Source organism: Bacillus sp. GbtcB10 (assembly GCF_019091365.1).
Taxonomy (GTDB): Bacteria; Bacillota; Bacilli; order Bacillales; family Bacillaceae; genus Bacillus; species Bacillus altitudinis.
Genome location: NZ_JAGXJP010000072.1, coordinates 1 through 296 on the forward strand (window position 1 = coordinate 1; position 296 = coordinate 296).

General features: G+C 33.1%; 1 pseudogene. It reads left to right on the plus strand.

Going from position 1 to position 296, the window contains the following annotated elements:
* Positions 1-214: 214 nt before the first annotated feature.
* A pseudogene (locus KVT11_RS19700) lies at positions 215-296 on the plus strand (winged helix-turn-helix transcriptional regulator); the annotation flags it as partial.

The window sequence follows — 296 nt, forward strand, 5'->3', positions numbered from 1 at the left end:
AATACCTCTTTTGCTTTTGGCTCTTCTACATCGATTTCTACGATTTGAAGTGGCTCCCCTGGCTTAAATGCAACAGCAGCTCTACTTTTCAATTGAATCCCTACTTTCTTTTTTTATTGTTTACACCACTAAGATTACACTTTATAATTTTAATTACAATACTGACAAATTTGTCACTATAAACATTTTTTTCGCGAGAGGAAGGTCAAAAATTATGGTTATTCATTATAAGGACAAGGAATTTTTCACTGGAAAAGATTTAGCTTTATCTGTGATAGGAGGGCGTTGGAAAATAG